This window comes from Citrobacter sp. JUb117 (assembly GCF_024809055.1).
GTDB classification, from domain to species: domain Bacteria; phylum Pseudomonadota; class Gammaproteobacteria; order Enterobacterales; family Enterobacteriaceae; genus Citrobacter; species Citrobacter gillenii.
In genome coordinates, this window is record NZ_JANUFB010000002.1 from 763769 (window position 1) to 775000 (window position 11232).

Genomic DNA, 11232 nt, shown 5'->3' on the forward strand with positions numbered 1-11232 from the left:
TTTTTTACCTTCTTTCAACGACAAAAAAGCGGAACATGCCAGTGCATGTTCCGCTTTTTTTATTATCTGATTACCGGGGGTATAACCCCGCGAGCCTTACAGGCTCTCAGTAAAGGTACGGGCAATAACGTCGCGCTGCTGTTCTGGAGTCAGTGAGTTGAAACGCACCGCATAACCAGAAACACGAATAGTCAGCTGCGGGTATTTTTCCGGGTGCTTAACCGCATCTTCCAGCGTTTCACGACGCAGAACGTTAACGTTCAGGTGCTGGCCACCTTCTACGCGAACTTCTGGCTGTACGTCTACCGGTACTTCACGGTATTCGATTTCGCCCAGTTTGCTGACGGCAACGACTTCATCAGCAGAGAAACCTGCTTTAGCAACGATGCAGCGTGCTTCGCCTTTTTCGCTGTCCAGCAGCCAGAAAGAGTTCAGCAGGTCGTCGTTTGCAGCTTTAGTAATCTGGATACCTGTAATCATGTTGATGCCTCCCCGGCAAAATTATTTGATTTCGGTTGGCCGTCGCGCGGCCAATTGGTAAAACCATTGTTGCTTGAGTGTATATATACCCCTCGCACACCCTTGATTCCTTGATTTAAATCAATAAAAACCACACACGCAAAGTGGTAATGAGTGGATTTTATTGTTTTACATCAACTTACGCTATGCGTGTAGATAAAATTTTTACATAAATTTTCAACTATCTTTAAGGGGTAGTCCCTTGAGAATCGTAGAGAATTTTGCGCCCCAGAGAGAAGCAGTTAAGCTAGGGGGAATGAAATTCGCAGGAGAGCGAGATGACTACCGAATTAACCTGGCACGATGTGCTGACCGAAGAAAAACAGCAACCCTATTTTGTTAACACTTTGCATACCGTCGCCGGTGAACGCCAGTCAGGCATGACGATTTACCCGCCGCAAAAAGATGTGTTTAACGCATTTCGCTTTACCGAGCTTGGCGATGTGAAAGTTGTCATCCTGGGACAGGACCCTTACCACGGTCCCGGCCAGGCGCATGGCCTCGCGTTTTCTGTGCGCCCAGGCGTAGCCACTCCACCGTCATTACTGAATATGTATAAAGAACTCGAAGCGACGGTCCCGGGCTTTACACGCCCCACGCACGGGTATCTGGAAAGCTGGGCACGTCAGGGGGTACTGTTACTGAACACCGTCCTTACCGTCCGGGCAGGACAGGCACATTCGCATGCCAGTCTGGGCTGGGAAACCTTTACGGATAAAGTCATTAGCCTGATTAACGAGCACCGTGAAGGCGTGGTGTTTTTACTCTGGGGCGCGCACGCGCAGAAGAAAGGGGCCATTATTGACGCGCAGCGTCACCATATTCTGAAAGCGCCGCATCCGTCTCCGCTCTCGGCACACCGCGGATTCTTTGGCTGCAATCACTTTGTTCTGGCAAATGAGTGGCTGGAAAAACGCGGTGAAAAACCGATCGACTGGATGCCGGTGCTGCCGGCTGAGAGCGAGTAAAAAAATGCCAGCGATTCGCTGGCATTTTTACTATCAGGCTTTGTTCTGACGCCACCACTCTGCGAGCAGGACGCCCGTCGCGACGGAGACATTGAGCGTTTCTACATTGCCCGTACCGTCGATGGCTACGCACAGATCGTCTGCAGAACATGCTGCTTCCGGTAGCGCATCACGCTCGCGGCCTAACACCAGCACCATTTTTTCTGGCAGCGTGGTGTTGAACAACGGCTTACCTTTGTCGCTGGAGGTCATCACGACCGTGTAGCCTGCTTTGCGGAAATCATCCAGCACATCCACAATACTGTCGCCAGTGATCGGTTGCACGTGCTCGGCACCGCCTTCCGCGGTACGGATAGCTGCACCGGATTCCAGCAGCGCGGCATCCTGTACGACCACGCCTTTCACACCGAAGTGAGCGCAACTGCGCATCATGCCGCCCAGGTTATGCGGGTTGGCGATATCTTCCAGCGCCAGTACGCAATCCTGCGCCCCCGCCTGGCCAACCCACTGCTTAACGGTTGTACCGTTACGTTTTTTAATCAGGAAACACACGCCGCCATGGTGTTCAGTACCGGAAGCTTTCGCCAGTTCGGCTTCGTCAACCACGTGGTAGGCTTTGCGGTTTGCCGCCATCCAGCGTAATGCTTCTTTAAATCGTGGTGTCACGCTCTGGACAAACCAGGCGCGGACAATGGCGTCCGGACGGCTCTGGAACAGCGCCTGACAGGCATTCTCACCGTAAACGCGGGTTTCTTCCGCACGCTGACGACGTAATACTTCAGGATCGATAAAGCTCTTGCCGCTGATCCCACCGTGATCGGCTTTTTCCGCTACGTCATCGCTCGGCGCGCGGGATACGGTACGCCACGGTGAGTCTTCACGTTTACGGTCGCGTTCAACATCGCGGTCACGTCCACGATCGCGGCCACGTTCACTGTTCGGACCCTTTCTGTCATCACGGGCAGGGCGACGACCGCCTTCGGCTCGGGAAGTACCTGGGCGACCGCCGCCTTTACCGGTACGTGGATTTTGGGTGCGCTTGTCCGAGTCATCGTCACTGCGGACGTACATCACTTTGACCTTGCCGTTTTTGTTCTTCAGTTCGTCGCTCATTTCTTTTCTCCACCTGCTCTGCGCGAAGCGCGCAGATTACCCGATGTGCACGTCGTTAGCCATTATTTCATTTAAAAGCTTATGACTATTGTACTCATTGAATAAAACGCATTGCTGTTTAAAACAGTCTCCCCGATAATATGTAACATAACAGAAACATATCGGCGTGATTGCCGCGAAGTCCACCCTACTCATCCAGAGGTTAGTTATGAATACCGTTTGTACCAGCTGCCAGGCTATCAACCGCATCCCCGAAGATCGTGTTCAGGATACGGCCAAATGCGGACGCTGTGGTCACGACCTGTTTGACGGTGAGGTGATCAATGCGACCGGTGCTACGCTGGATAAGCTGTTAAAAGACGATCTTCCGGTGGTGGTCGATTTCTGGGCGCCATGGTGTGGCCCATGCCGTAACTTCGCCCCCATTTTTGAAGATGTCGCTGAAGAGCGTAGCGGTAAAGTGCGTTTTGTTAAAGTGAACACCGAAGCTGAACGCGAACTCAGCGCACGTTTCGGCATCCGCAGCATTCCGACCATTATGATATTCAAGAAAGGTGAAGTCGTCGATATGCTCAATGGCGCAGTGCCTAAAGCCCCGTTTGATAGCTGGCTTAACGAATCATTATAATCTCTACGGGGCACATCTTGTGCCCCGTTTTGTCCTCTGCGACAATAGCATTTTTCAACGTGCTTCCCGATGACCAATAACGCCGTTCTCCAGTTACGTGCCGAGCGCCTTGCGCGCGCCACGCGCCCTTTTCTTGCCCGAGGTAACCGTATTCGCCGCTGCCAGCGCTGCTTACTGCCGCTGAAACTGTGCCTGTGCGAAACGCTGAGACCTGCCCAGGCGAAGAGTCGTTTTTGCCTGGTAATGTTTGACACCGAACCGATGAAACCCAGCAACACCGGGCGTTTGATTGCTGATATTCTGCCGGATACCGCCGCGTTTCAGTGGTCTCGCACCGAGCCGCCGTCAGCGCTGCTTGAACTGGTTAACAATCCGGATTATCAACCGATGGTGGTCTTCCCGGCATCTTATGCCGACGAGGGCCGTGAGGTCATTTTCACGCCACCTACGGGTAAAACACCGTTGTTCATTATGCTTGATGGTACCTGGCCAGAAGCGCGCAAAATGTTCCGTAAAAGTCCGTACCTCGATAACCTGCCGGTTATCTCCGTCGATTTATCACGTCTTTCCGCTTACCGTCTGCGCGAAGCCCATGCCGAGGGGCAGTATTGCACCGCCGAAGTGGCGATTGCCTTACTGGATCTGGCTGGAGACACGCAGGCAGCCGAAGGATTAAGTGAGCACTTCACGCTTTTTAAAACTCGCTACCTGGCAGGAAAAACCCAACATCAGGGAAGCGTCACAGCAGACTCGACAGAAAACGTTTAAAATCATTCGGTCACTGGTGTCATTAAGGAAGCCGATATGAGTCAACGTGGTCTGGAAGCGCTACTGCGACCAAAATCCATTGCGGTGATTGGGGCGTCAATGAAGCCCAATCGTGCGGGTTACCTGATGATGCGTAACTTACTGGCCGGCGGCTTTAATGGACCGGTTTTACCGGTGACGCCGGCCTGGAAAGCGGTGTTGGGCGTGCTGGCCTGGCCCACTATCGCCAGCCTGCCTTTTTCTCCCGATCTCGCTGTGCTGTGTACCAATGCCAGCCGCAACCTGACGCTGCTGGAGGCGCTAGGCGAGAAAGGCTGCAAAACCTGTATTATTTTGTCAGCGCCCACGGCGCAGCACGCTGAACTGCTGGCCTGCGCATCACGCTATAAAATACGTCTGCTCGGCCCCAACAGTCTGGGGCTTCTCGCCCCCTGGCAGGGGCTTAACGCCAGTTTTTCACCGGTACCGATTAAACGCGGCAAGCTGGCATTTATTTCCCAGTCGGCGGCGATTTCCAACACCATTCTGGACTGGGCGCAGCAGCGCGACATGGGGTTTTCCTGGTTTATTGCCCTGGGTGACAGTCTGGACATTGACGTTGATGAGCTGCTTGATTACCTGGCCCGCGACAGTAAAACCAGTGCGATTTTGCTCTACCTCGAACATTTGAGCGATGCCCGCCGTTTTGTCTCGGCGGCACGTAGCGCATCGCGTAACAAACCCATTTTGGTGATTAAAAGCGGTCGCAGCCCTGCGGCTCAGCGCTTGCTGCATACCAGCTCGGGGATGGACCCAGCCTGGGACGCAGCCATTCAGCGTGCCGGTCTGCTGCGCGTGCAGGACACACACGAGCTTTTCTCAGCGGTGGAAACCCTCAGCCACATGCGCCCTTTACGTGGCGACAGGCTGATGATCATCAGTAATGGTGCCGCCCCTGCTGCACTGGCTTTAGATGAGCTGTGGTCGCGAAACGGCAAACTGGCCACGCTAAGCGAAGAGACCTGCCAGAAACTACGCGATGCGTTACCAACCCACGTTGATATCGCCAACCCACTGGATTTGCGCGACGATGCCAGCAGTGAGCATTACGTTAAAACGCTGAATATTTTACTCGCCAGCCAGGATTTCGACGCCCTGATGGTCATCCACTCGCCTAGCGCAGCCGCACCTGGCACCGAAAGCGCCCAGGCGCTGATTGAGGCGGTGAAACAACATCCGCGCGGCAAGTTTGTCTCCTTACTCACTAACTGGTGCGGGGAGTTTTCATCCCAGGAAGCCCGCAGGTTGTTTAGTGAAGCGGGATTACCCACCTATCGTACACCGGAAGGCACCATCACCGCGTTTATGCATATGGTTGAATACCGGCGTAACCAGAAGCAACTGCGTGAAACACCAGTGCTCCCTGACAGCCTGACGGCCAACACCGCCGAGGCACATAATCTGTTACAACAGGCGATTGCTGACGGGGCAACATCGCTGGATACGCATGAAGTTCAGCCTATTTTGCACGCCTATGGCTTGCACACGCTGCCCACCTGGATTGCCAGCGACAGCGCAGAAGCCGTACACATCGCCGAGCAAATTGGTTATCCGGTAGCGCTCAAGCTACGTTCTCCCGATATCCCGCATAAATCGGAAGTTCAAGGGGTTATGCTCTACCTGCGAACGGCAACCGAAGTGCAGCAGGCCGCCAATGCGATTTTTGATCGGGTGAAAATGGCCTGGCCGCAGGCGCGTATCCACGGTTTGCTTGTCCAGAGTATGGCTAACCGCGCGGGGGCTCAGGAACTGCGCGTGGTCGTCGAACACGATCCGGTATTTGGGCCACTCATTATGTTGGGGGAAGGTGGCGTAGAGTGGCGACCGGAAGAGCAAGCCGTGGTGGCATTGCCGCCGCTGAACATGAACCTCGCACGATATCTGGTGATCCAGGGGATCAAAAACAAAAAGATCCGCGCCCGCAGTGCGCTACGTCCTTTAGACGTCGCCGGTTTAAGCCAGCTTTTGGTTCAGGTGTCCAATTTGATCGTCGATTGCCCGGAAATTCAACGTCTGGATATCCACCCATTACTGGCATCCGCCGGTGAATTCACCGCCCTCGATGTTACGCTAGATATTGCCCCCTTCACGGGCGACAACGAAAGCAGACTGGCCGTGCGTCCCTATCCTCATCAGCTTGAAGAGTGGGTCGAAATGAAAAACGGTGAACGCTGCCTGTTCCGCCCTATTCTGCCGGAGGATGAACCCCATCTGCAGCAGTTCATTTCACAAGTGACGAAGGAAGATCTGTATTACCGCTATTTCAGTGAGATCAACGAATTTACCCATGAAGATTTAGCCAATATGACGCAGATCGACTACGATCGGGAAATGGCCTTTGTGGCGGTACGTTGCCGTGATAACACTGAAGAGATCCTCGGCGTGACGCGCGCAATTTCCGATCCCGATAACGTCGATGCCGAATTTGCCGTACTGGTACGATCGGATCTCAAAGGCCTGGGGCTCGGGCGGCGATTGATGGAAAAATTAATTACCTACACCCGAGATCACGGACTGAGACGTCTGAATGGTATTACGATGCCGAACAATCGGGGGATGGTCGCCCTGGCCCGAAAACTCGGGTTTGCTGTAGACGTCCAGCTCGAAGAGGGAATTGTTGGGCTAACGCTTAATCTGGCCCAATATGAGGAATCGTGAGTAAGGTACTGGAAATGTTGACCACTTTAACGGGTACTGGTGTTATCATTGCTCGCTTATGTCGTCTGCATAGCACAGAGGACCCTTCAATGAACAGAGAAGAAATGCACTGTGATGTTGTCAAAATTTAAGCGTAATAAACATCAACAACACCTTGCCCAACTACCGAAGATTTCTCAATCAGTTGATGATGTAGATTTCTTTTATGCTCCCGCTAATTTCAGGGAGACTCTGCTGGAGAAAATAGCCAGCGCGACGCGACGTATTTGTATCATCGCCCTGTATCTGGAACAGGACGACGGTGGCAAAGGCATCCTCGACGCGCTTTATGCGGCTAAGCGGCAGCGTCCTGAGCTTGATATCCGGGTGCTTGTCGACTGGCATCGTGCCCAGCGCGGACGCATTGGCGCAGCAGCGTCTAATACCAACGCTGACTGGTACTGCCGAATGGCGCAAGAAAATCCAGGGATCGATATTCCGGTCTACGGCGTACCGATTAACACCCGTGAAGCGCTTGGCGTCCTGCATTTCAAAGGCTTTATCATCGATGATAGCGTTCTGTATAGCGGCGCCAGCCTGAACGACGTTTACCTACATCAGCATGATAAATATCGCTACGATCGCTACCAGTTGATTCGCAATGCGCAAATGGCTGACATCATGTTCGACTGGGTCACGCAGAACCTGATGAATGGTCGCGGCGTGAATCGTCTTGATGATATCAATCGCCCTAAAAGCCCGGAAATTAAAAACGACATCCGCCTGTATCGTCAGGAATTACGTGATGCGTCATTCCATTTCCAGGGTAATGCGGATAATGAACAGCTTTCGGTGACGCCTCTGGTTGGGCTCGGAAAATCCAGTCTGCTGAATAAGACCATTTTCCATCTGATGCCCTGCGCAGAGCAGAAACTCACAATCTGTACCCCTTATTTCAACCTGCCAGCGATACTGGTGCGCAATATTATCCAGCTTCTGCGTGAAGGTAAAAAGGTTGAAATTATCGTGGGCGATAAGACCGCTAACGACTTTTTCATCCCGGAAGATGAGCCGTTTAAGATTATCGGCGCGCTGCCCTATCTGTATGAAATAAACCTTCGCCGCTTCCTGAGCCGACTACAGTATTACGTTAATACCGATCAACTGGTCGTACGCTTATGGAAAGATGATGACAATACTTATCATCTGAAAGGCATGTGGGTGGATGATAAGTGGATGCTGCTCACCGGCAACAACCTTAACCCTCGCGCCTGGCGCCTGGATCTGGAAAACGCCATTCTGATCCACGATCCTAAGCAGGAACTGACTCTTCAGCGTGAGAAAGAGCTGGAGCTCATCCGCACACATACTACCGTCGTTAAGCACTATCGCGACCTGCAGAGTATTGCCGACTATCCGGTTAAAGTGCGTAAGCTCATCCGTCGACTCCGCCGTATCCGAATCGACAGATTAATCAGCCGTATTCTGTAACCTGAACCCCGTCGCTGACGGGGTTTTTCCTATGGAGACGACGGTGCGCCTGTTTATTCTCGCCAGTATCCTGACACTTTCTGGTTGTAGCCATATGGCGAACGACAACTGGAGTGGGCAAGACAAAGCACAACACTTTATTGCCTCAGCCATGCTGGCCGCCGCCGGTAACGAGTACGCTCAGCATCAGGGAAACAGCGCCGATCGCAGCGCTGCCATCGGTTTCATGTTCTCCATTAGCCTTGGCGCATCAAAAGAACTTTGGGACAGCCGCCCCACAGGAAGCGGCTGGAGTTGGAAAGATTTTGCCTGGGATGTCGCCGGCGCATCTACCGGCTATGCCGTCTGGCAAATGGCCCACCATTAGAGGCGCAGGCCTTTACCTTTGCGGTGCAGCAGTAATGAGACAAAGAATGCAACCACGGCCAGAGCGGTGACGTACCAGAAAAATGTGGTTTCCATACCAACGGACTTCAGCGACAGCGCAACATATTCGGCCGATCCACCAAACAAGGCATTCGCCACTGCATAAGACAATCCTACCCCCAACGCGCGGACCTGCGCCGGAAACATTTCGGCCTTCAGAATGCCACTGATTGAAGTGTAGAAACTGACGATCAACAAGGCACACATGACCAGACCAAATGCCATATACGGGGAGGTCACATTCTGCAACGCCGTCAGGATAGGAACGGTAAACAACGTGGCTAATGCGCCAAAACACAGCATCGAGGTACGGCGGCCAATTTTATCTGACAACGCGCCGAACAGCGGCTGTACCAGCATAAACACGCACAGTGCCGCCGTCATTATACCGCTGGCCACGTTGGCATGCATACCTGCCGTATTCACCAGGTACTTCTGCATGTAGGTGGTGAAGGTATAGAAACACAACGAACCCGCAGCAGTAAATCCGAGCACCATCACGAAGGCCTTTCGGTTACGCCATAGCCCTTTCAGGGAGCCTGCTTCTTTCAGCGCACGCACATCCTGTTTTGAGGTTTCATCTAACTGACGACGTAACCAAAGCGCGACAATCGCCAGTACGGCTCCCAGCGCAAAGGGAATACGCCAGCCCCATGCTCTGAGCGCTGAGTCTTCTAACGTATGCTGTAATATCACCACAACCAGCAATGCCAAAAGTTGCCCACCAATCAAGGTCACGTATTGGAATGAGGCATAAAACCCTTTCTTACCTTCCACGGCGACTTCACTCATATAGGTCGCACTGGTGCCATATTCTCCACCAACAGACAGCCCCTGAAATAATCTGGCGAGCAGCAGCAGCGCAGGTGCCCAAGTGCCAATGGTTTCATACCCCGGCAGACAGGCGATCACCAGCGATCCCATACACATCATGCATACTGACAATAACATGGACTTTTTACGTCCGTGCTTATCGGCTATCCGGCCAAAAATCCATCCGCCAATAGGCCGCATCAGAAACCCTGCGGCGAAAACCCCAGCAGTCTGTAACAGTTGTGTGGTGGTGTTTCCTGAAGGAAAAAAGATATGGGCAAAATAGAGGGAACAGAAAGAGTAGATGTAGAAGTCAAACCATTCGACCAGATTCCCTGATGATGCCCCTACGATTGCCCATATACGACGACGGGTGTCGCTGTCCGTCAGCACCCGATTCTCAGTTACACTGCTATCAGCCATTAGAATTGTACCCCTGCCAAGGATCTTGTGAATTTATCAATGATGTCTAGTGCATTTTTAGTGAATGAGATGTTATATAATTGTTATTTTTTATTATGGGATATATATCACATTTTTAATTAGCAGGGAAAGGTTTCGGATTTTTACGAGGAGGGAAGGACAGATTTTTGCAGGACGGATAAAGCACTGACGCGGCTATCCACCCGCTTTCACATACAACAGACGCAAAAAAGCCCATCCGTCAGGATGGGCTTCTTCACTTGTTTGATGCCAGGCAGTTTATGGCGGGCGTCCTGCCCGCCACCCTGCGGGCCGTTGCTTCGCAACGTTCAAATCCGCTCCCGGCGGATTTGTCCTACTCAGGAGAGCACTCACCGACAGACAACAGATAAAACAAAAGGCCCAGTCTTTCGACTGAGCCTTTTGTTTCTATTTGATGCCTGGCAGTTCCCTACTCTCGCATGGGGAGACCCCACACTACCATCGGCGCTACGGCGTTTCACTTCTGAGTTCGGCATGGGGTCAGGTGGGACCACCGCGCTACAGCCGCCAGGCAAATTCTGTTTATCAGACCGCTTTTGCGTTCTGATTTTATCTGTATCAAGCTGAATTGATGTCTTTCTTTCGCCAAAACATCTTTGGCGTTGTAAGGTTAAGCCTCACGGTTCATTAGTATCGGTTAGCTCAATGTATCGCTACACTTACACACCCGACCTATCAACGTCGTAGTCTTCAACGTTCCTTCAGGACTCTCAAGGAGTCAGGGAGAACTCATCTCGGGGCAAGTTTCGTGCTTAGATGCTTTCAGCACTTATCTCTTCCGCATTTAGCTACCGGGCAATGCCATTGGCATGACAACCCGAACACCAGTGATGCGTCCACTCCGGTCCTCTCGTACTAGGAGCAGCCCCCCTCAATTCTCCAGCGCCCACGGCAGATAGGGACCGAACTGTCTCACGACGTTCTAAACCCAGCTCGCGTACCACTTTAAATGGCGAACAGCCATACCCTTGGGACCTACTTCAGCCCCAGGATGTGATGAGCCGACATCGAGGTGCCAAACACCGCCGTCGATATGAACTCTTGGGCGGTATCAGCCTGTTATCCCCGGAGTACCTTTTATCCGTTGAGCGATGGCCCTTCCATTCAGAACCACCGGATCACTAAGACCTGCTTTCGCACCTGCTCGAGCCGTCACTCTCGCAGTCAAGCTAGCTTATGCCTTTGCACTAACCTCCTGATGTCCGACCAGGATTAGCTAACCTTCGTGCTCCTCCGTTACTCTTTAGGAGGAGACCGCCCCAGTCAAACTACCCACCAGACACTGTCCGCAACCCGGATCACGGGTCTACGTTAGAACACCAGCCATTAAAGGGTGGTATTTCAAGGTTGGCTCCATGCAGACTG

The 11232-nt window shown here is 52.7% G+C and carries 9 protein-coding genes and 2 rRNA genes (1 of these 11 running past the window's edge); 6 read left to right on the forward strand and 5 right to left on the reverse strand.

Annotated features, from left to right (window positions below):
• Window positions 1-96: 96 nt before the first annotated feature.
• Complete coding sequence (gene grcA / locus M2374_RS07405; protein ID WP_096756118.1) at window positions 97-480, reverse strand: autonomous glycyl radical cofactor GrcA; 384 nt, start codon at window positions 478-480, stop codon at window positions 97-99.
• 317 nt (window positions 481-797) lie between these two features.
• Between grcA and ung the strand changes: the two genes are divergently transcribed.
• Complete coding sequence (gene ung / locus M2374_RS07410) at window positions 798-1487, forward strand: uracil-DNA glycosylase (RefSeq protein WP_096756117.1); 690 nt, start codon at window positions 798-800, stop codon at window positions 1485-1487.
• 33 nt (window positions 1488-1520) lie between these two features.
• Here the strand turns inward: ung and M2374_RS07415 are convergent, their stop codons facing one another.
• Window positions 1521-2600: a tRNA/rRNA methyltransferase gene (locus M2374_RS07415; protein ID WP_096756115.1), complete on the reverse strand. Its 1080-nt coding sequence runs from the start codon at window positions 2598-2600 to the stop codon at window positions 1521-1523.
• 208 nt (window positions 2601-2808) lie between these two features.
• Here M2374_RS07415 and trxC point away from each other — a divergent pair, with 208 nt between their 5' ends.
• The 5 genes from trxC to M2374_RS07445 all read left to right on the forward strand — a co-directional run bounded on the left by trxC (window position 2809) and on the right by M2374_RS07445 (window position 8530).
• On the forward strand, window positions 2809-3228 hold the full coding sequence (gene trxC / locus M2374_RS07420) for a thioredoxin TrxC (RefSeq protein WP_045446319.1): 420 nt from the start codon (window positions 2809-2811) through the stop codon (window positions 3226-3228).
• Window positions 3229-3297: 69 nt separating this feature from the next.
• Window positions 3298-3996 (forward strand): tRNA-uridine aminocarboxypropyltransferase, encoded by a 699-nt coding sequence (tapT, locus tag M2374_RS07425; protein ID WP_096756114.1) that lies wholly within the window; start codon window positions 3298-3300, stop codon window positions 3994-3996.
• Window positions 3997-4032: 36 nt separating this feature from the next.
• A complete protein-coding gene (gene pat, locus M2374_RS07430) occupies window positions 4033-6693 on the forward strand; it encodes a bifunctional acetate--CoA ligase family protein/GNAT family N-acetyltransferase (protein WP_135911579.1) in 2661 nt (886 codons plus the stop codon).
• Window positions 6694-6807: 114 nt separating this feature from the next.
• Window positions 6808-8163, forward strand: coding sequence for a CDP-diacylglycerol--serine O-phosphatidyltransferase (pssA, locus tag M2374_RS07440; RefSeq protein ID WP_117343486.1), 1356 nt, complete (start codon window positions 6808-6810; stop codon window positions 8161-8163).
• A 31-nt stretch (window positions 8164-8194) separates the two neighbouring features.
• A complete protein-coding gene (locus M2374_RS07445; protein WP_217438869.1) occupies window positions 8195-8530 on the forward strand; it encodes a YfiM family lipoprotein in 336 nt (111 codons plus the stop codon).
• Here the strand turns inward: M2374_RS07445 and M2374_RS07450 are convergent.
• From M2374_RS07450 to M2374_RS07460, 3 genes are all read right to left on the reverse strand, one after another.
• Window positions 8527-9825 (reverse strand): MFS transporter, encoded by a 1299-nt coding sequence (locus tag M2374_RS07450; protein WP_153879866.1) that lies wholly within the window; start codon window positions 9823-9825, stop codon window positions 8527-8529. The two genes, M2374_RS07445 and M2374_RS07450, sit on opposite strands and share 4 nt — an antisense overlap.
• A gap of 438 nt (window positions 9826-10263) precedes the next feature.
• Window positions 10264-10379, reverse strand: a 5S ribosomal RNA gene (rrf, locus tag M2374_RS07455).
• 94 nt (window positions 10380-10473) lie between these two features.
• Window positions 10474-11232: ribosomal RNA gene (locus M2374_RS07460) — 23S ribosomal RNA — on the reverse strand; its annotated part runs 1303 nt beyond the window's last position; the annotation flags it as partial.